At 50.1% G+C, this 19,213-nt stretch carries 19 protein-coding genes; 13 read left to right on the plus strand and 6 right to left on the minus strand.

What is annotated here, in order from left to right:
• Nucleotides 1-46 precede the first annotated feature (46 nt).
• The 4 genes from AWQ22_RS11635 (at nucleotide 47) to AWQ22_RS11650 (ending at nucleotide 3,729) form a co-directional block, all read left to right on the plus strand.
• Nucleotides 47-2,791 (plus strand): DNA methyltransferase, encoded by a 2,745-nt coding sequence (locus tag AWQ22_RS11635; protein WP_065711184.1) that lies wholly within the window; start codon nucleotides 47-49, stop codon nucleotides 2,789-2,791.
• Nucleotides 2,792-2,864: 73 nt separating this feature from the next.
• Nucleotides 2,865-3,173 carry a DUF4258 domain-containing protein gene (locus tag AWQ22_RS11640; RefSeq protein WP_065711185.1) on the plus strand — a complete coding sequence of 103 codons (309 nt, stop codon included), beginning with the start codon at nucleotides 2,865-2,867 and terminating at the stop codon, nucleotides 3,171-3,173.
• Complete coding sequence (locus tag AWQ22_RS11645; protein WP_232321356.1) at nucleotides 3,143-3,415, plus strand: YgiT-type zinc finger protein; 273 nt, start codon at nucleotides 3,143-3,145, stop codon at nucleotides 3,413-3,415. Before AWQ22_RS11640 ends, AWQ22_RS11645 begins: the two co-directional genes overlap by 31 nt.
• Nucleotides 3,416-3,492: 77 nt before the next feature.
• Complete coding sequence (locus tag AWQ22_RS11650; RefSeq protein ID WP_065711187.1) at nucleotides 3,493-3,729, plus strand: hypothetical protein; 237 nt, start codon at nucleotides 3,493-3,495, stop codon at nucleotides 3,727-3,729.
• Here AWQ22_RS11650 and AWQ22_RS11655 read toward each other — a convergent pair.
• From AWQ22_RS11655 to AWQ22_RS11665, 3 genes are all read right to left on the minus strand, one after another.
• Nucleotides 3,726-5,957 carry a cation-translocating P-type ATPase gene (locus AWQ22_RS11655; RefSeq protein ID WP_065711188.1) on the minus strand — a complete coding sequence of 744 codons (2,232 nt, stop codon included), beginning with the start codon at nucleotides 5,955-5,957 and terminating at the stop codon, nucleotides 3,726-3,728. The genes AWQ22_RS11650 and AWQ22_RS11655 overlap by 4 nt on opposite strands.
• 84 nt (nucleotides 5,958-6,041) lie before the next feature.
• Complete coding sequence (locus AWQ22_RS11660) at nucleotides 6,042-7,481, minus strand: multicopper oxidase family protein (protein ID WP_065711189.1); 1,440 nt, start codon at nucleotides 7,479-7,481, stop codon at nucleotides 6,042-6,044.
• A gap of 12 nt (nucleotides 7,482-7,493) precedes the next feature.
• Complete coding sequence (locus AWQ22_RS11665; protein ID WP_065711190.1) at nucleotides 7,494-8,015, minus strand: DUF411 domain-containing protein; 522 nt, start codon at nucleotides 8,013-8,015, stop codon at nucleotides 7,494-7,496.
• A 111-nt stretch (nucleotides 8,016-8,126) separates the two neighbouring features.
• On the opposite strand from AWQ22_RS11665, the gene AWQ22_RS11670 reads away from it, so the two are divergent.
• Nucleotides 8,127-8,879: a TIGR00297 family protein gene (locus AWQ22_RS11670; protein WP_065711191.1), complete on the plus strand. Its 753-nt coding sequence runs from the start codon at nucleotides 8,127-8,129 to the stop codon at nucleotides 8,877-8,879.
• A 42-nt stretch (nucleotides 8,880-8,921) separates the two neighbouring features.
• A complete protein-coding gene (locus tag AWQ22_RS11675) occupies nucleotides 8,922-9,287 on the plus strand; it encodes a hypothetical protein (RefSeq protein ID WP_062435579.1) in 366 nt (121 codons plus the stop codon).
• On the opposite strand, the gene AWQ22_RS11680 is transcribed toward AWQ22_RS11675, so the two are convergent.
• On the minus strand, nucleotides 9,284-9,919 hold the full coding sequence (locus AWQ22_RS11680; RefSeq protein ID WP_157094621.1) for a hypothetical protein: 636 nt from the start codon (nucleotides 9,917-9,919) through the stop codon (nucleotides 9,284-9,286). The genes AWQ22_RS11675 and AWQ22_RS11680 overlap by 4 nt on opposite strands.
• Nucleotides 9,920-9,993: 74 nt before the next feature.
• Entirely contained in the window at nucleotides 9,994-10,953 is a 960-nt protein-coding gene (locus AWQ22_RS11685) for a Gfo/Idh/MocA family protein (RefSeq protein ID WP_065711193.1), read from the minus strand.
• 116 nt (nucleotides 10,954-11,069) lie between these two features.
• Here AWQ22_RS11685 and AWQ22_RS11690 point away from each other — a divergent pair, with 116 nt between their 5' ends.
• Nucleotides 11,070-11,363 (plus strand): ferredoxin, encoded by a 294-nt coding sequence (locus AWQ22_RS11690; protein WP_012307921.1) that lies wholly within the window; start codon nucleotides 11,070-11,072, stop codon nucleotides 11,361-11,363.
• 363 nt (nucleotides 11,364-11,726) lie between these two features.
• Nucleotides 11,727-12,020, plus strand: a complete 294-nt coding sequence (gene petF1, locus AWQ22_RS11695; RefSeq protein ID WP_012307922.1) for a ferredoxin PetF1 — start codon at nucleotides 11,727-11,729, stop codon at nucleotides 12,018-12,020.
• Between the two features lie 160 nt (nucleotides 12,021-12,180).
• Here petF1 and AWQ22_RS11700 read toward each other — a convergent pair whose 3' ends face one another.
• Nucleotides 12,181-13,833: an NAD(P)H-quinone oxidoreductase subunit 4 gene (locus AWQ22_RS11700; protein WP_065711194.1), complete on the minus strand. Its 1,653-nt coding sequence runs from the start codon at nucleotides 13,831-13,833 to the stop codon at nucleotides 12,181-12,183.
• A 478-nt stretch (nucleotides 13,834-14,311) separates the two neighbouring features.
• Between AWQ22_RS11700 and serS the strand changes: the two genes are divergently transcribed.
• The 5 genes from serS to AWQ22_RS11725 all read left to right on the plus strand — a co-directional run bounded on the left by serS (nucleotide 14,312) and on the right by AWQ22_RS11725 (nucleotide 19,012).
• The gene (serS, locus tag AWQ22_RS11705; protein ID WP_065711195.1) at nucleotides 14,312-15,595 is read left to right on the plus strand and encodes a serine--tRNA ligase; all 1,284 of its coding nucleotides are present in this window, start codon (nucleotides 14,312-14,314) and stop codon (nucleotides 15,593-15,595) included.
• Nucleotides 15,596-15,612: 17 nt separating this feature from the next.
• The gene (locus tag AWQ22_RS11710; protein ID WP_065711196.1) at nucleotides 15,613-16,290 is read left to right on the plus strand and encodes an urease accessory protein UreF; all 678 of its coding nucleotides are present in this window, start codon (nucleotides 15,613-15,615) and stop codon (nucleotides 16,288-16,290) included.
• A gap of 55 nt (nucleotides 16,291-16,345) precedes the next feature.
• Nucleotides 16,346-17,140: a type 1 glutamine amidotransferase gene (locus tag AWQ22_RS11715; RefSeq protein WP_065711716.1), complete on the plus strand. Its 795-nt coding sequence runs from the start codon at nucleotides 16,346-16,348 to the stop codon at nucleotides 17,138-17,140.
• 113 nt (nucleotides 17,141-17,253) lie between these two features.
• Nucleotides 17,254-17,814 (plus strand): hypothetical protein, encoded by a 561-nt coding sequence (locus AWQ22_RS11720; protein WP_232321360.1) that lies wholly within the window; start codon nucleotides 17,254-17,256, stop codon nucleotides 17,812-17,814.
• 40 nt (nucleotides 17,815-17,854) lie between these two features.
• The gene (locus tag AWQ22_RS11725; protein WP_065711198.1) at nucleotides 17,855-19,012 is read left to right on the plus strand and encodes an aminotransferase class V-fold PLP-dependent enzyme; all 1,158 of its coding nucleotides are present in this window, start codon (nucleotides 17,855-17,857) and stop codon (nucleotides 19,010-19,012) included.
• Nucleotides 19,013-19,213 lie beyond the last annotated feature (201 nt).

A 19,213-nucleotide genomic window follows, 5' to 3' on the forward strand; every position in this document is an offset into this window, starting at 1 on the left:
GATACTATGGAGAAATTATTGTTTTTTCTTGTGGGCTGAGTGACCGATGGCAGTAACCCGTGATTCTCTCCAGGCGTTTGTGGATTACTGTAATGCCTATATCCAGGGGGATGAAAAGTCAGAGGCACAGACATTTTTAACGCGATTTTTCCAAGCCTTTGGCCATGCTGGGATCAAGGAAGTTGGGGCCGAGTTTGAGGAGCGGGTCAAAAAAGCGAGCAAGAAAGATAAAACAGGTTTTGCAGATTTGGTCTGGTCGCCCGCCCCTGGGGTAAAGGGAGTCGTGGTGGAGATGAAAAAGCGCGGGACAGATCTGGCGCTGCATTATTCTCAGCTCGAAAAATATTGGCTGCGGCTCACCCCGAAACCACGCTATTCGATTCTCTGTAATTTTGATGAGTTTTGGGTCTATGACTTTAACAACCAGGTCGATGAGCCTGTAGACCGGGTCAAGCTAGAAGATCTCCCGAATCGGGTAGGGACATTTTCGTTTATGGAGATCGGTGGTCGGGAGCCGATCTTTCGGAACAATCAGGTCGAGGTGACGGAACGCACGGCCAAGCGCATGGGGGAATTTTATCGGCTGGTGCGATCGCGGGGCGAAAGGGAAAAGTTTGTTTATTTCACAGAAGCGCAACTGCAACGGTTTACCCTGCAATGCGTCCTAGCGATGTTTGCCGAAGACCGGAACCTCCTGCCACGGGATCTATTTGTGGGGTTGGTGCAGGACTGTTTAGCGGGGCGAGATAATGCCTACGATGCCTTTAGTGGGTTGTTTCGGGCGATGAACTTGCCGGGGATCGTGCCCCAGGGTCGTTACAAGGGGGTGGATTATTTTAATGGGGGTTTATTTGGGGAGATTCAGCCGATTCCGTTAGAAAAGAGCGAGTTAGAAATTCTCGATGTGTGTGCGCGGGATAATTGGGCGAATATCCGACCGTCGATTTTTGGAAATATTTTTGAGAGTGCCATTGATGCGGATGAGCGCCACGCCAGGGGAATTCATTACACTTCTGAGAAGGATATCCGGCAGATTGTGCGCCCGACGATCGCCGACTATTGGGAAGGGAAAATTGACCAAGCGACGACCTATGAAGATCTCGAAAAGCTGAAGCAGGAATTACGGGAATATCGGGTATTGGATCCGGCGTGCGGTTCGGGAAATTTCCTTTATGTGGCGTATCAGGAGTTGAAGCGGCTGGAACGGGTTTTGCTCAACAAAATCTATGAGCGGCGCAAACGGTTCCAGGGGGAAGTTTTACAGCAGGAAGAAATCGGGATTGTGACGCCGTTGCAGTTTTTTGGGATGGATACAAATCCGTTTGCGGTGCAGTTGGCGCGGGTGACGATGATGATCGCCCGGAAGATTGCGATTGATAAGTTTGGGTTGAATGAGCCTGCTTTGCCGTTGGATTCTTTGGATCAAAATATTGTCTGCCAAGATGCGCTGTTTAATGACTGGCCAAAGGCTGACGCGATCATCGGGAATCCGCCTTTTCTTGGTGGTTCAAGAATTCGTTTAGAGCTTGGAGATAAGTATGCAGAAAAAGTATTTCAACAATTTTCTGATATGAGAGCACAAGTAGATTTCGCAAGCTACTGGTTCCGAAAAGCACATGATTATCTAGATAAAACTGGTCGAGCTGGTTTGGTTGCAACTAACTCTATTAGTCAAGGAAAAAGTAGATCTGTATCCTTAGATTATATATCTAATAATGGAGGAGTAATTCATAATGCAATATCGACTCAGCCATGGTCTGGAGAAGCTGCAGTTTATGTCAGTATAGTAAATTGGTGTAAACAAGAAGCTGATATTTATTGGCTTGATAACAAACAGGTTGCAAGCATAAATTCCGCGCTTAAATCTAGCATAGATTGTTCCCTATCTATTCATCTCAATGCAAACTCAAAATTTTCTTTTATTGGATGTCAGCCTAATGGCAAAGATTTTTTCATAGAAGAATCACTAGCTAGTGAATGGATTAAAACAAAAGCATTTAATTCTGAAGTAGTCAAAAAAACTTACTCAGCACAAGATTTAGTGAATTCATTATTTTTAGAGCCTCAAAAATATATTATTGACTTTGCTGATCGAAATCTAGAAGACATAATTAAGTATAAAATCCCTCTTGAGCATATAAAAAAATACGTCAAACCAGTAAGAGAAAAAAATAGGGAGTCTGTACTGCGAGAAAAATGGTGGAGATTCAAACGAACCAATTCTTCAATGCGTAAGGCATTAAAAAATCTCAAGTATTATTTTTGTGTTCCATGCCATTCAAAGTGGTTTATTTTTTTGATTGCAAAACAAGAATGGTTACCAAATAATTCCGTCGCAGTGGTAGCTTCGGATGATTTTTATGTGTTGGGAATTTTGACATCGGATGTCCATCGCCAATGGGTCAAAGCTCAAAGCTCATCATTGGGGGAGACACTCCGCTACACTCCGAATACTTGTTTTGAAACCTTTCCCTTTCCCCAGATGGCGATCGCAAAACTCACCCAACAGATCCACCAAGCGATGATCGATCTCCATGACTACCGCACCGCCCAAATGGAAGCCAAACAATGGGGGATCACCAAACTTTACAACGCCTTTTTCGACGAACCCGCCAGCCAACTCCATAAACTCCACAAAAAGCTCGATGCCCTTGTGCTCAAAGCCTACGGCTTCAAAAAAGACGACGACATTCTCGAAAAACTGCTCCACCTAAACCTTGCCCTGGCCGAAAAAGAAAAAAATGGCGAAAATATAGTTGGCCCCTGGGCGATCGATAACCCACCAAAATAATTAGTTCAACCAAACTCTATAATCTAATAAAACGTTTTATTTCTCAATTTATAATTCGGAATTATGGCTAAAAATGATTATCGATCAAATTAAACATAAGCTTAAAAAAGGACAATTTGAATTTAGTCGTCATGCTTTTAAACGGGCAGTCGAAAGAAATATCAATGAACAAGAGTTAAAAGAAATAGCCGACACCATAGAAATCATTGAAGATTACCCTGACGATAAATATTCCCCTAGTTTTCTTTTGCTTGGATTTACCTATAATAATCGCGCTTTACATTTACAAGTTTCAAAATTGGAAACCAATTTATTAAAAATAATCACCCTATACGAACCAGATTTAAACGAATGGGACAATTACAAAATAAGGAGAAAGTAAAAATGTTTCAATGTCATGTCTGCCAATCTCAGCATTCAAAACAAGAAGTGACCAGTGAAGTTTTTCAAATCAACGGTAAATTTTATTTAGTTGAAAATATCCCTGTGGAAGTCTGCCAACAGTGCGGAGAAGAAACTTTTAGTCGTGAAACAACAGAAAAAATCCGCAAAATGCTCCATGAAGATCAACAGCCAGCAAGAACAATCACAATGGACGTTTTCTCCTATCAAGCCGCCTCTTAAACCTTGCTTTAATCTGTAAAACATTTTATAGAAAGCATCAGTAATGCCTTAGAAGAAACTATTTACAAGTAAAAGCCATGACTTCACTACAGATTTCAGCCGAATCTTTACAGGGTATTTCTACCCTTGCCGCACAACTAAACCTTTCTGTCGATGATTTTTTTAAACAAATTATTCAAGGCAAATTAGCTATTATCGATGCTGAAGAATTAGAAGATTTATTAGATGTTCATGATGCGATCGCAGCCGAAACCAACCCAGAAAATCAAGAACGCATTTCTTTAGAGGCAGTTAAACAAAGACTAGCTTTTTAAAGCCGTTGACTAACTTTTTTCAAACGTAGAGCATTCGTCACTACCGAAACAGAACTAAAGGCCATGGCCGCCCCCGCGATCATCGGGTTCAGGAAAATCCCCCAAGCACTGAGAATCCCCGCAGCGATGGGAATACTGGCGACATTGTAGAAGAAGGCGAAAAAGAGATTTTGTTTGATATTGCGGAGGGTGGCGCGACTCAGTTTAATCGCTGTTAAAATCCCTGCCAAATCCCCAGAGATAAGGGTGAGATCACTGGCGGCGATCGCCACATCAGTACCCGTGCCGATGGCAATCCCTAAATCCGCCTGGGCCAGGGCTGGAGCGTCATTAATGCCATCCCCCACCATGGCGACCACTTCCCGCTGATTTTGGAATTGTTGCACCACAGCAGCCTTTTGGTCGGGGCGCACTTCTGCCTGTACGTGATCAATGCCCACCTGTTTGGCGATCGCCGCGGCGGTGCGGGGATTATCTCCGGTGAGCAGGACAACCTTCAGACCCAATTTTTGTAACTGTTTGACGACGTTGGGGCTAGTGGGTTTAAGCTGGTCAGCTAAGGCAATAATGCCCGCGAGTTGGTGGTCAATGGCGACCCAAATTACCGTTTTCCCTTCGTTTTGCCAGGCTGTTGCCTGGGCCTGTAACTGTTCTGTGTCAATGCCTAGATCCCGTAGCCAATGGGCCGTACCAATGTAGATATTTTGCTGCTGAATTGTGGCCTGTACCCCTTGCCCCGTTTGGGATTGAAAATTTTCTAGGGAAACGAGGGGCACATTCTTTGCTTGGGCGTGCTGAAAGACCGCTTCCCCCAAAGGATGCTCGGAGGATTGTTCCACGCTGGCGACCCAAGACCACAGTTGCGCCTCATCAATCAGGCTGCGACAGTTGGTGACGCTGGGTTTCCCCTGGGTGAGAGTGCCCGTTTTATCGAGGACAATGGTGCTGAGGTGGGCGGCAAGTTCCAGACTTTGGGCATCTTTAATCAAAATGCCATGCTGGGCACCAACCCCCGTACCGACCATGATCGAGGTAGGCGTCGCTAAACCCAGGGCGCAAGGACAGGCAATGATCAAAACACTCACTAAAGTCCTGATTGCCAGGGAAAGATTACCGGCGATCGCCCAAATAGAAAAAGTAATCAGCGCAATCATCAGCACGGCGGGCACAAACCAGGCCGTGACCTGATCCGCTAACTTTTGGATCGGTGCTTTGCTCCCCTGGGCTTCCTGGACGAGGCGAATAATCTGCGCCAAAACCGTATCTTCCCCCACATGGGTCGCCTTTAGGATCAAACGACCCGTTTTATTCAAGGTTGAACCAATCACGCGATCGCCAACGGTTTTTTCCACGGGCAACGATTCCCCCGTCACCAAAGCTTCATCCAAGGTGGAATCTCCTTCTAAAATTTCGCCATCCACCGGAATTTTTTCCCCCGGTCGGATCAACAGGCGATCGCCCACCTGCACCTCTTCTACGGGAATATCAACGGTATGTTCTCCCCGCAGCACCCGCGCTGTTTTCACCTGGAGGCCCATAAGTTCACGAATTGCCGCCGCCGTTTTCCCCCTGGCCCGTCGTTCTAAAAAGCGCCCCAAGAGGATCAGGGTAATAATGACCGCCGCACTTTCAAAATACACATCCCCCGTCAAACCCCAAGTCTGGAATTGGGCCGCAAACACCGTCGCCAGCACCGAATAGCCATAGGCCACCCCCGTCCCCAGAGCCACCAGGGTATTCATGTCAGCGGTGCGATTTTTGAGACTTTTCCACGCCCCTGTAAAAAAGCCCTGGCCCGGCCAAACCATAATCGGCGTCGTTAAGGCCCACTGCAACCAAGGATTGTGCCACCAATGGGCGATCCCCGGAATATTGACCCCCAGCATCATCGGTAGACTGCCGATTACTAGCACCGCACTTAAGGCTCCCGCCAACCAAACCTTGCGGCTGAGTTGGCGCAGTTGCCGCGCCTGTTCCCGTTCCTGTTGGTCTAACTGACTTTGGCGATCGCCTGTCATGAGGGGAATTGCTTCATAGCCCGCATCACTGACCACCTGCTGGAGGGTTTCGCCATTGAGTTGGCTGCCGTCAAATTCCACCCGCAGTTGCTCGGCAGCAAAATTTACTTGGGCAACCTGTACCCCGGCGGTGTTCTGGAGGGCGGTTTCAATGGTGGTGGCACAGGCAGCGCAGCCCATCCCTTTGATCTGAAACTGGCGGGTTTCCATGGCGAACTTTCCTCGATGATTCAAGTGCTGGCTCCAGGATAAAAGCTCTAGTGCACTGGAGAGTCAAGGCCGCAATTTCACGTTTTATGAAGCGGGTAGAATTTCCAATTGGCCCATCATGCCGAGGTCTTCATGGTCGAGAATGTGACAGTGGTAAACCGTCTTCCCTGCAAAATCCCGGAAAGCGATTCTGATTTTGACCGTTTCCCCGACCCGCACCAATACCGTATCCGCCCAGGCAATATTTTCTTCCGGTACACCGTTGCGGCTCACCACTTGAAAGCCATTCACATGGACATGGAAGGGGTGATCCATTGTGCCCGTATTCACAATTTCCCAATCCTCCACATCGTTCAAGCGGACGGTGGTTTGGGGTTGATCCCGGTAGGCTTCCCCATTGATCAAAAAAGCCATTCCCTGTCCTGGTACCATGCCATGGTTCAGGGTAAAACGACGGGTTCGGCTCGGCTCCGGTAAAGGTTCAACGGAAATTAATTGGGCGGGAATTTGCACCGGGGCGAAGGTTTGAGCACTGGGGGTAAAATCGGCGATCGCCACGGTGGCATTGTTGTATTGCTGGCCCATCATCCCCATCTGGGTGCGTTGATAAGGAAGGTTGAGTAAATGGATCGGCGTTTTCGGTAGATCCTGGGTTTTGATGAGCACCTCCGCCCGTTGACCTGGGGTTAAAAGTAATTCATCCCGCTCCAGGGGTTGAGAAAAAGCACCACCATCTCCAGCAATTTGCATTAACTTTTGGCCATAGAGTTGGAGACGATAGAACCGCGAGGGGGACGCATTTAGCAAACGCAGCCGCACCAGGTCTTTGGTCACAGCGATTTCTGGGTGAAAAAGGCCATTGACCGTAATTAGATTCCCTTCTCGACCCGCCATCAAATTCATGTGGGAGCCCATCATTCCTTGGGGTGGGCGATCGCGGTTAAAATCCTGGAGGACAAAAAATTCCTCTTGGGTGGCGCGGATTTCTGGCAGTTCATCCAAGTCCCCCCGCACAACGATCAGCCCAGCTAACCCCTGAAATAACTGTTCGGCGACAAAACCATGGTGGTGGGGGTGGTACCAGTAAGTGCCAGCCCGCTGTTGGGGATGAATTTCCAGTTCGTAGTGAAAAGTTTCCCCTGGTTCGATGTGGAGGAACACATTATCTTGGTTGCCTTCTGGGGAAAGATGCAGTCCGTGGAAGTGTAGATTTGTCGGTTGATCGAGGCTATTTTTAAAGTGAATAATTAGGCGATCGCCCGGTTGAACTTCTAGGCGGGGGCCAGGGATTTGACCGTTGTAGGTCATCATGTTGCGCGTGGGTTCTCCCCCAAGGATTACATCTTCATAGCGGGCTTCGAGGTTAATTTCCAGGGAACCCCCTTCACTGCGATAAATCTCTGGTATGGGGGCGGCTAAAGGACTAGAGTTTCGGCTTCGGAGGAGACTACACCCCTGCCAAAGCAATGCTCCCGTTGCGCCCAAGGCCGTTAAACCGAGAAACTCACGCCGCTTAATGCCCATTGTCTGTAACCCTTAATTACCTGGATATTCCTGAAAGACAGAAGTCGTGCCATCTTCATGGAGTGCCAAAACTTGGTAGGGCTGTTGGCGATCGCCCGCTTCCATCCCCGGAGAACCGATGGGCATTCCTGGCACCGTTAACCCAAGCACATCGGCAGGAGGATTTGCTAAAAACCGTTGAATATCGGCGGCGGGAATATGACCCTCAAACACGTAACCATTGGCAATGGTGGTGTGACAAGACGCAAGTTCTGGGGTGATGCCAAATTGTTCTTTGATGGCGCTGATATCCGGCTGGATGTTGTCTGTAAAGGTGAAACCATTGGCTTTAGCATGGTCAACCCAAGCACCACAACAACCGCAGGTGGGCGTCCGGTAAACCTCTGCGGCGATCGCCTGGCTGGGCACCGGCGTTTGACTTTCCACAAGGCGGCGTTGATCTCCCTGGGCCTGGGATTGACTAAAGGCGGCAACTCCCCCGATACCAAGCAAAAAGGCGATCGCCCCGACAGCAAACCAAGATTTTTTCACCATTACTAACACCGCAAATACAATTTACTTTCATCATAGACTCTCCCCTCAGCTAGAAAGTCAACGGGGTCAGGCGATTCAATAAGATATTGAAAAATAAGTTTGGTTTTCGTGATGGATCTTTTGACAAATAACTGGCTCGTGGCGATCGCCTTGAATTCGATCTTGATCTTGATCGCCTTTTTAGTGCCGAAAAAATTACTGACTCCCTGGGGTTATCTCCACGCTTGGCTGTTGGGGGTGCTGGTGTGGGGTTGTCTCGGTTGGCAGGGCTATGGGGTGGTGATGTTTTATTTCCTCGTGGGGGTAGGGGTGACAAAAATTGGCAAAAACATTAAAGAAGCCGCTGGGATCGCTGAAGGTCGGGGTGGTTTGCGGGGGCCAGAAAATGTTTGGGGTTCGGCCTTAATTGGCACCATTTGCGCCCTGGGCACTCTAATTGCGCCAGAAACGATTCAACCTCTACTCTTGCTCGGTTATGTCGCTAGTTTCTGCACAAAGCTCTCCGATACAAGCGCCAGTGAAGTGGGTAAAGCCTACGGGAAACGCACATTTTTAATCACCACTTTCCAAGCTGTCCCTAGGGGTACAGAAGGGGCCGTGAGCTTAGAAGGAACCTTGGCGGGAGTGGTGGCTTCGGTGGCGATCGCCTTGGTGGGGTATGGGGTCGGCTTAATCGATCCTCTGGGAATCTTCTGGTGTGTGGTAGCGGCTTTTGTGGCAACGAATATCGAAAGCGTGATCGGCGCAACGGTTCAAGAAAAATTTGCGGTTCTTACCAATGAGGTGGTGAACATTCTCAATACTTTGGTGGGAGCAACGGTGGCGATCGCCTTAGCTTCGTTATATTGGGCGGTAACTTCTTAGATTTTAAATCCTCTTTTTTAAAAATTATTTTGTGCAGTACCGATGACGACTTTTAACCCAGAAACCCAAATCACCAAGCCTTCTCCCCTCTCGAAAACCAAATTTCTTTCCATTGGCATCTCCGCCCACGGCACCATTGCAATTGGTATCTCTGCCCACGGGATCGTTGCGATTGGGGTCGCGACCCACGGCATTATTTCCCTAGGAGTTGTGGCGATGGGGGTGATCTCCTGTGGCCTGGTTTCCATGGGAGCCTTGAGTGTGGGGGCCGTTTCCATGGGGCTTTATTCCTTTGGGCGGCAAAATATGACCCTCAACGAACCCCACCAGCACAGTTTACCGAGCGAAAACTCAACAATGCCCACCGCTGCACCGCTGGCAGAACCCAGCCATGACCACAGCCACTAGGGACTATTTTTGCGGTTGGCTTTCAGGGCGATAATTTCTTCGCAACTCACCCGCTTCAGGTTCATATCCCGGCCATTGCTAAACACATTGCGATTCAACGTCCAGGTTTCCTGGGAGTTTTGCACATCGTTCTCAATGTTGGTGACAACGGCGGCGCTTAGGGTTTCTGTGTCCAAGACCCCGGCAATTCTCTGGTTATAGGAAGTGTAATAGCCCGCTTCATCGTTGGTAATCGTCGCTTCCAGGGTGCCACTGACATCGTTTGTGGGTTCTACGAGCAGTTCGGCGATCGCCTGGATGGTTTGCTCTTCGGTGCGGTAGCAATAGGCCCCGGCCTCTAGGGTCGTTTTATTGGTGATCTTGGGGGCGGCACTGTCGGCGGGCGCACTTTGGATCGGCTCCCCCTGCACCACCAGATTATCTTTGGGGGGGCTATTGTTATTTTTCGCGTTAGGAACTTGGGGCGCATTTTCTACGGGGATTTCTTCCGTTGGCAGAGGTTGAGACTCAGGGATAACGGCCTCCTCTGGGGAATTTTCACCACCACCACAACTACTCAGCAGCATCAAAGTCAGCAGCAGAACTGGCCCCAAAAATTTTGTCCTGTGTTGGGCAGAGAACAACGCAACCATAATTTTCCCAAGGTAAATCGTGACTCTATTTTATCGAGCGGCATGGGCCGAGAGCGGCGAAGTCGGGGAAATATTTAGGTTTGGCCCAGGGCAGCCCGTTGGATTTGGGCGGCCACCTGGAGAGCGTACAGGCTTTGTTCTGGCTGAATGTAGAGGGGTTTGCCCGCGGTTAAATGATCCAGCACTGCCACCGTATCCTGCAAGAAAACGCCGCGCCGACTGCCCGCATCGAGGTTTGTCTGGCGATCGCCTTGGGTGAGAATGCCTTGGTTGCCGTTGAATTCCAAAGTGCCTTTTTCGCCATAGAGACTAAAACGGCGATCGCCTTTGGGGATCAAGACTCCTTTACCGTAGGTGAGGTGGGCAATCACACCACTTTGAAACTTCAGTTGCGCCGTACAGAGACAATTTTGATAATAGCCGGGCAACTCCGCCGGGAGAAATTGGGCCGCCCCGGTGACTGTTTCGACCGTGCCAAAGAGATCTAGCAATCGGTTTACCCGTGACAGGGCCGCCACAAACGGAAAACCATAATCCTCGTAATGGTATGTCCAGTGGGGTAGGGTTTTCGCTTTGGGAGCAAGGGTAATGTAATGGCCATAGGCGATCGCGCCCAGTTCCGGTAAGGTCTGCCGAATCGTTTGGTGCAGTCCCCCCAACAGTTCAATATGCTCCACATGGAGGAGTCGTTTTTTCGCCTGGGCCAGTTGAATCAATTCAGCCGCTTCGGTGGGATCCAAGGACAAAGGATATTCCACAACTACGTGTTTCCCCGCTTCGAGGGCCGCCCGCACCACTGCCCCATGGCGTCGGTTGACCGTACACACGACGATTAAATCGAGATCGTCCCGCTGGATTAGATTTTCCCAAGAGGCGATCGCCGCTAAATCATAGTTACTAGCGAACTGTTCCCGTGCCGTTTGCCATTGACCCGCCACGGCCATTAGTTCTGCCCGTCCATCCCGTAAAAAGGCCTCTGCCCGCCGTTTCGCTGCGTAACCAGTACCGACAATGCCCACTCGAAATTTTGCCATCGCCTAACGCTTTTTCCTCAAACTGCTGTGTGCTTGCTGGGGCAGGTATTTTCCCGGAGCCCCCAAACGGGTTTAATGGAAACTGAAAACCCTAGTTGCAAAATTACATTACCGCAATGGCAAGTTACGAAGTTACTCTGAAAACCCCCGAAGGCGAATATACCGTCAGCGTTCCCGATGATATGTATATCCTCGACGAAGCCGAAAACCAAGGGATCGATATTCCCTATTCCTGCCGAGCCGGGGCTTGTTCTAGTTGTGCCGGAAAACTGATTTCGGGCACCGTTGACCAGAGTGATCAAAATTTCCTCAGCCCTGAACAGGTGGCCGCAGGTTATGTGCTCACTTGCATCGCTTACCCCACATCTAACTGTGTGATCGAGACTCACAAAGAAGAAGATCTCTACTAATTGGGCGATCCAGCGGCGATCGCATAAGTATTCCTGATGCAGTTTTAAAGGAAGATGACAAGGGGCGATAACCACATTCCATGACTTAGGTCGCTGAAGCACTCGGATTTGCAAGCTATAGGGATTCTTCTATTGCCCTAATTTTGTTGCCTCAAAAAACATAAGCCAGTCTTATATAAAGTGTGTGGGCTAACTTCATTCCTAATGCGACATTCGTTCTCTTTTGTTTTCCTTTATCATCAGAAAATGATCCATCAATTTCAGAAGGCATTTAGTGGGTTGCCCAAGGCTTAGGCCCAAGCACACTCTCGAATGGCCGGATGAAATCCTTGTAAACACCCTGTTACACCAGAGGAAACACTAATGGCTACATATAAGGTTACACTCATCACTCCCGACGGCGAAGTATCCTACGACGCTCCCGATGATGAATACATTCTAGACTCCGCCGGTGATGCTGGTTATGACCTTCCTGCATCCTGCCGTGCCGGTGCTTGCTCCACCTGTGCTGGTAAGATCGTTTCCGGTACTGTTGACCAATCCGAACAGTCCTTCCTCGATGATGATCAAATTGAAGCAGGTTACGTTCTGACCTGTATTGCTTATCCTCAATCTGATGTCACCATCGAAACTAACAAAGAGGAAGAACTCTACTAGAATTTCTCGGCCCACCTTGGGCAATTAGATAAATAGAACATTTAGAAGTGTTTCCCCTGGGAAGCGCTTCTATTTTTTTGCGACTAGGGTTCAAGCACAAAAAAATCCCCGACGGATCGGGGACTTAGGGATATTACTTCATTGAAAACTGCACACAGATTTAGCGCAGGGGGCTTAATTCTGGGGCTTGTAAAGTGGCGATGGGTTCGCTGGGTTGCTTGGCGATCGCCTGGGCCTGACGCACACTGGTATTGAGGGTTTGGGTTTTCGCATCGTACATTTGCATCAGCAGTTTCGGATAGAGTCCCACGCCGATAATCAAAACGGTAAAACAAGTGGCGATAAAGATTTCCCGGGGTCGCGCATCTTCATAAATGGCATTGCTCGGTAATACGCAGTCATTCCCAAAACACACGGGGGCATTGCCGGCGATCGCCACATTGGTCGGTTGACCGAGATCGCAACTGAGATCCATCTCGCGGGTGTAGAACATTTCCCGGAGCATCGAGAGCAGATAAATGGGCGTGAGGATTACGCCGACGGCAGCAAGGAAAACCGTAATTGTACGGAAGGTTGCGCTATAGGTATCGCTGGTGGCGAGGCCCACAAATACCGAGAGTTCCCCCACAAAACCACTCATGCCCGGTAGCGCCAGGGAAGCCAAAGCCCCCACCGTAAACATCGCAAAAACCTTGGGCATAACCTGACCGAGACCCCCCACTTCCGCGAGGACCATCGTCTTCGTGCGATCATAGGTCACCCCAGCGAGGAAAAAGAGCACCGACGCAATCAGACCGTGGGAGAGCATTTGCAGCATCGCCCCATTGATCCCTAGATCCGTAAAGGAGGCAATGCCAATCAGGACAAATCCCATGTGGGACACAGAGGAGTAGGCGAGGCGACGTTTCATGTTGGTCTGGCCAAAGGAACTAAACGCGCCATAAACAATATTGACCACCCCCAAAATCACCAACAGGGGCGCAAACCGCACGTGGGCATCGGGCAACAGTTCCATATTGAAGCGCATGAGACCGTAGCCCCCCATCTTCAGCAGGACGCCAGCCAGGAGCATGGAAACGGGAGAGGAAGCTTCGCCATGGGCATCGGGCAACCAGGTGTGGAGGGGAAAAATCGCTAACTTCACGCCAAAGGAAACTAACAGCCCAGCATAGAGCCACATTTGTAATCCCAGAGGATAATCCTGTTGGGCGATCGCCTCCAGGTCAAAATTCGGGCCACCGGGAAGATTTAAGCTCAGGGCCAGGGCCGCAACGAGAATGAAAATAGAAGCTGCGGCTGTGTAGAGGAGAAACTTCATCGCTGCATAACGACGGCGTTTTCCACCCCAAATACAAACGAGGAGATACACAGGGATCAGTTCGATCTCCCACATTAGGAAGAATAAAAATAAATCCTTGGCGACAAATACCCCAATCTGCGCCGAATAGAGCAGCAGCATCAAGGCATAAAAAAGCCGGGGGCGTTGATTAACTTGCCAGGCCGAAAACATCGCGAGGGTCGTCACAAAACCAGCGAGGAGAACAAGGGGCGCGGAAATTCCATCTACCGCCACGCTCCACTGAATTCCCAAGGACGGCAGCCAACGATAACTTTCTGCCAATTGAAACTCCGTCGCCTGGGGATCGAAATGTTGCCAAAAGGCAAAACACATCAGCGCAAAATCGACTAAACCGACGATTAGGGCGTACCAACGTACAGTTTTTCCTTCTTTATCAGGAAGCAACGGGATCAATAGGGTCGAAAGAGCTGGCAGGGCAATGATTGCCGTCAACCATGGGAAATCTGGTGCCATGAGTTGTTCGCTTCTATATGTAGAAATGTTTAGAATCCCAGCATCATACCAAAGAGGTGTGCTTTCTCCGCAAAATGTCGCAATCCCCCTGCCCAAATCCTCCCTTGAGGGAGGTGGTCGAAGACCGGAGGGTGTTCTCAATCAGTTATTGATAACCCACCCGTAGCCCCTCCCAGGAGGGGATAATTAGCCGGTGCACTGGAAAGTTCTAAAAATCCTCCCTTGAGGGAGGTGGTTGAAGACCGGAGGGTGCCATTCTCCCCTCGTAGGGGAGTTAGAGGGGTGTTCTCAGTCAACCCACCCGTAGCCCCTCCCAGGAGGGGATAATTGGCCGGTGTTCCGGAAAAGCAAAAAAATTCTCCCCTCATAGGGGAGCTAGAAGGGTGTCCCTAGAGACAGTACCAAGCAGGATTCGATTGATTATTACTAGCCCATCATGAATAATGTTGGGTGATTCAACCGCAGCAAAGCAAAGTCCGTGCTAGACATTAAACTCCTCCGCGAAAATCCGACCCTTGTCCAAGAACGCCTCGATGCCCGTAAAGCGGGAGAATACGATATTCAACCAATTCTTGATCTAGATATTCAACAACGCACCCTCGAAGGCGATCGCAGCCAACTCCAGGCCCGCAGCAATGAGATCGGTAAACTCATCGGCCAAAAGATTAAGGGCGGTGCCGATCCCAGAGGCGAAGAAATTGCCACCCTCAAAGCGGAGGGGAATGAAATCAAACAAAAGCTCGCCGACCTCGAACCCCAGGAAAAAGAACTCAAAGCCCAAATTTACAATCTGCTGTTAGCGCTGCCGAATCTGCCGGATCAAAGCACCCCCGTAGGCACCAACGAAACTGAAAATGTCGAAGTGCGCCGCTGGGGAGAAGAACATAAGCCCACCAATGAAAACATCTTGCCCCACTGGGAAATTGGTGAACAGCTCGGTATTCTCGAATTTGCCCGGTCAGTAAAAGTCGCCCAAAGTCGCTTTGTGAGCCTCGTCGGTGCAGGAGCAGCCCTAGAACGGGCTTTGATCAACTTCATGTTAGATCAGCAAATTGCGGCGGGTTACGTAGAAGTCATGCCCCCGGTGTTGATCAATAGTGATTCCCTTACTGGAACAGGACAACTGCCAAAATTTGCCGAGGAAAGTTTCCGCTGTGCCGACGATGATCTCTGGCTAACTCCCACGGCTGAAGTGCCCGTCACAAATCTCTACCGTGATGAAATTCTCGAAGCGGAAAATTTGCCCATTTACCATTGTGCCTACACCCCTTGTTTTCGGCGGGAAGCAGGTAGTTATGGCAAAGACACCCGTGGGCTAATTCGGCTGCATCAGTTTAATAAAGTCGAACTTGTAAAATTTGTCCATCCTGAAACCTCGGCGGCAGAACACGAAAAACTCGTTGCCAATGCCGAAGCGATTCTCCAAGCCCTCAAGCTGCCCTATCGCGTTCTTGAACTCTGTAGTGGCGATCTCGGTTTCAGTGCCGGGAAATGCTATGACCTGGAAGTGTGGCTTCCCTCCGCAGACACCTACCGGGAAATTTCTAGTTGTTCTAATTTCTATGATTTCCAAGCGCGACGGGCGGGGATTCGCTTTAAGGAAGCAGGGAAAAAAGGCACTCAGTTTGTCCATACCCTCAACGGTTCTGGGTTGGCGATCGGTCGCACCATGGCGGCAATCCTCGAAAATTATCAACAACCGAACGGAACGGTAGCTGTACCGGAGGTGCTGCGGCCCTACCTTAAGCGTGATTTTCTCTAGTCCATACGAGGTCACTGGTGCAACAACTGATTCTCTGGCAACTGATTAATTCAAACTTTCCCCTTGGAGCTTATAACTATTCGGAGGGTTTGGAATATTTGGTAGAGTCGGCTGGATGTTCTGAGATAGGAAGCTTTCAGGATTGGTTGGGGTTGCACCTGCGTTATGGTTCGATCCGCGCTGAAGTGAGCGTTGTGCTGCGGATTGTACAGGCGATCGCCGCTGATGATTTGACCCCATTGCAGTATTGGAATAGTTGGTTGAATGGGACGCGGGAAACCAAGGAGCTCCGGCAACAAAGTATCCAGATGGGCAATAGTTTATTGAAACTGTTGGGGGATTTAGACGAAAACAAACGACCACAGTTAGGGGCTTGCCGGGAGCAGATCGGCAAAAACTGCCATTATGCGATCGCCTTTGGGATTGCTGTGGCTCTTTGGGACATTGAGCCGCACCAGGCCGTTTTAGGTTATCTCCATAGCTGGCTGAGTAACTTGGTGAGTGCGGGGGTAAAGTTGATTCCCCTCGGACAAACCCAAGGCCAACGGATCATCTACCAGTTACAACCCCTAATCACCGAGATCGCAGAGACTTTGGTGACGCAAAAAGAGATGGATCTTTATGCCTGTACCTGGGGTTTAAGTTTGGCGAGTATGAACCATGAAACCCAATACACTCGCCTTTTTCGGAGTTGACCCCCAGGGGTTAAGATAAGGGGCATTCTTTTTTTCGGTGAATGGCTCAATGACGATGCACCTCAAGCTCGGCTGGCTCTACCCCACCCTCATGGGCACCTATGGCGATCGCGGCAATGTGATTTGCCTAGAAAAACGAGCCCAATGGCGACAGATTACCGTTGAAGTGATCCCCCTCGATAAAGAAGCGCCCCTAAACGTTTGGGAAGAGGTCGATCTGATTGTGGGCGGCGGCGCCCAAGACCGCCAGCAGGAGATTGTCATGCGGGATCTCCAAGGGGCCAAGGCAGAACAATTAAAAGCCCTCATCGAAGATCAAGTGCCAGGCGTCTTCACCTGCGGCTCACCACAACTGCTCGGTAAATATTATGAACCCGCCCTCGGCCAACGCATCGAAGGTCTCGGCATTTTAGATCTTGTCAGCAAACATCCGGGCTTTGGGGTAAAACGTTGCATCGGGAATGTCGCCTTTGAAATCACCGCTGAACCCCTCGCCACAGAATTAAAGGCCAAACTCAGCGATCGCCCCATTGCCATCGGCTTTGAAAACCACGGTGGGCGTACCTACTTAGGAGAGGTGCAACCCCTAGGCAAAGTCCTCAAGGGCTACGGTAATAACGGCGAAGATGGTTGGGAAGGGGCATTCTACCAAAAGGCGATCGCCACCTATGCCCATGGGCCACTGCTACCGAAAAATCCGTTCCTGGCCGATTGGCTCCTCGAAAAAGCCCTGGAACGGAAGTACAACACCGAAATTCACCTTGATCCCCTCGACGATCAACTGGCCCACCAAGCGCGCCAGACCATGTTCCAGCGCCTCACATTGTCTGTATCGAGCAGCCCCATTTAAGCAACCCCGTTTAAACTTAGCAAGTAGACCCTTCTCACCAGCACTGCCTGACAAAACCAATGGAGAAAGATGCGAAAAGCCCCTTGATCCTGATCATTCCCTGCACCCTGTTAATGACTGTATTTTTCAGTGTTTGGACGATCTGTGTGGTGGCGATCGCCTGTGTGGTGGCCTGGTATCTCTGGCAACAGTACCGCTGGCAGCAACTCTCAATCACCCTCACCCCCGATTTCCGTCGCCTGATCGAAGCCAACCAAGGGAAAATTACCGTAGCCGACTTAACCCTTGCTACGGGCTTATCGGGGAATGATGTCCGTTGGTTTCTCGAACGCAAAGCAAAGGAGTACGCCGCCCAGGCTGTGGTTTACCAAAAAACAGGCATTGTCTATTACTTTTTGACGAGCGGTGCCCTGGGCAGTATGTTCAATGGCAGTGATCCCGAAATCCCAGAGCCAGACCCCCAGGAACCCACGCCTCCAACACCTTTGGCTTCAAAATCACCGCCAGCACCGATGATTCAAACGGAACTCGCGAAACGTTTTTCCGTACATCCCAGCACCCTCCGTAAACGCCGGGGCCGTGATAATTTTGCCGAATGGAGTCAGGCTAAAGATCCCGATAATATTCCCTGGCGCTACGATCCCAATACCCGTCAGTTTTCGCCCCAGCAATAACTCTGTTCGTTTTTACCCCCATAATTTAATTCATTCTCCCATGCCCGATCTGCACCAACATCGCCAACAGTTTCCTGCCCTCGCCCACAAAACTTACTTTAACTACGGTGGCCAGGGGCCGTTACCCCAGTCGAGCCTTAATGCCATCCTCGACAGTTATCACCAGGGCGATCGCCAAGGGCCTTTTTCCCTCGCCCAGGGTCAATGGGAAACGGGCATCATTCAAGAATTGCGGGGGGCGATCGCCGCTGAACTCCAAGCTCAACCCCAAAATATTGCCCTCACCGAAAATGTAACCGCTGGCTGCAACATTGCCCTCTGGGGAATCAACTGGCAACCGGGGGACGAAATCCTCCTCGGTGATTGTGAACATCCAGGCATTGTCGGCATTGTCCAGGAGATTGCGGCCCGCTTCGACGTGAAGATTCACATTTGTCCCCTCTTTGACACCCTCAATGGGGGTGATCCTACAGCGGCGATCGTCCAACATTTAACCCCCCAAACTCGCCTCTTGGTGATCAGCCATCTTTTTTGGAATACAGGCCAGATATTGCCTTTAAAGGAAATTTGTACCCTCTGCCATGGCCAAAATACCCTGGTGCTGGTGGACGCGGCCCAATCCTTCGGGATGCTACCCCTTGATTTGCCAGCCTTGGGGGTCGATTTCTATGCCTTTACGGGTCATAAGTGGTGGTGCGGCCCGGCTGGGGTCGGCGGACTTTATATCTCCACCGAGGCGATCGCCCAGCATCGACCGACCTTTATTGGCTGGCGGGGGGTAACCCAGTGGGAGACAACAACTGAAGTGGCCCTCGCCCAGGATGCCCGCCGTTATGAAGTCGCAACTTCCGCTTATCCTCTCTACGTTGGCTTAATGGAGGCGATCCGCTTCCATCAACAATGGGGTGATACGGCCAGCCGTTATCAACAAATCTGTGATCGCAGTGCCTACTGTTGGGAAAAACTCAACGCGATCCCCCAGGTGCAATGTCTCAAGGCTACGCCACCCGCTTCGGGGTTAGTCTCCTTTCAAGTCGATACCGCCCAAAGCCACAGTGATATTGTCAAAGCCCTCGAAGCCCAGGGGTTTTGTCTCCGGACGATCCGCTTCCCGGATTGTATCCGCGCCTGTACCCATTACTTCACCACCCCCGCAGACATCGACCAATTGGCGATCGCCCTCACCACCCTCACCTGAGGCTCCCAAAACCTTTTAGATGAAACAGCGCTATATCTACTCATTATTGTTCCTATTACCTGGCTTCTCTGTCTCTCTACTGGGTACTTGGATCATAATGGGTACTGTCCTCGGAATACTCTGGTTATATGTCTTTGGCGACAATCCATGGCCAACGTGGATAGAGCCGCTGATATCTGTCTTGTTTTTGTTAATATTCTC

It is taken from the genome of Picosynechococcus sp. PCC 7117 (assembly GCF_001693275.1).
Taxonomy (GTDB): Bacteria; Cyanobacteriota; Cyanobacteriia; order Cyanobacteriales; family MRBY01; genus MRBY01.